1 protein-coding gene is annotated in these 261 nt (G+C 37.2%); it reads right to left on the bottom strand.

What is annotated here, in order from left to right:
- On the bottom strand, window positions 1-261 hold a 261-nt coding region (gene tnpA, locus LMC10_RS01040; RefSeq protein WP_229268698.1), incomplete at both ends, for an IS200/IS605 family transposase.

The following is a 261-nucleotide window of genomic DNA, read 5'->3' on the forward strand; positions in this document are numbered from 1 at the left end:
TCGTGGATTCATTCAATCCAACTGTACTTACATAGTAGCCTTCAGCCCAAAAATGTCGGTTCCCATATTTGTATTTTAAGTTTGCATGTCGATCAAACATCATTAATGCACTTTTCCCCTTTAAGGATCCCATAAACTGCGACACACTTAGCTTCGGCGGAATACTTACTAACAAGTGCACATGATCTGGCATCATATGACCTTCAATTATTTCTACTCCCTTATATTTACACAATAAACGAATATAATCTCTTAGGTCTC

The organism is Limosilactobacillus reuteri subsp. simiae, from assembly GCF_020784875.1.
Taxonomy (GTDB): domain Bacteria; phylum Bacillota; class Bacilli; order Lactobacillales; family Lactobacillaceae; genus Limosilactobacillus; species Limosilactobacillus reuteri_H.